Origin of the sequence: Rhodococcus sp. IEGM 1351 (genome assembly GCF_030056875.1) — a bacterium.
Classification (GTDB): Bacteria; Actinomycetota; Actinomycetes; order Mycobacteriales; family Mycobacteriaceae; genus Rhodococcus_F; species Rhodococcus_F opacus.
In genome coordinates, this window is sequence record NZ_JASHKU010000125.1 from 1 (window position 1) to 304 (window position 304).

General features: G+C 70.4%; 1 protein-coding gene. It reads left to right on the forward strand.

The genetic code is table 11. From position 1 onward, the window contains the following. A partial coding sequence (locus QM806_RS41060) for an AMP-binding protein (RefSeq protein WP_269593214.1) occupies positions 1–304 on the forward strand: 304 nt, incomplete at both ends.

The window sequence follows — 304 nt, forward strand, 5'->3', positions numbered from 1 at the left end:
TGATCGTCGGGGCGCGGTTGGTGATCGCGGAGCCGGACGGGCACCGCGACCCGGCGTACCTCGAACGGGTGATCCGCGAGGAAGCGGTCACCACGGTGCATTTCGTGCCGTCGATGCTCGAGGTGTTCCTGGCGGGGGCGAACGTGGAGGGGTGCGGTGCGCTGCGCCGGGTGTTCGCCAGCGGTGAGGCGTTGCCGTCGGCAACGGCGGCACGTCTGCGCGGGGTGAGCGCGGCGGAGCTGCACAATCTGTACGGTCCGACGGAGGCGTCGGTGGATGTGACGTTCCACGAGGTGACGGAGGC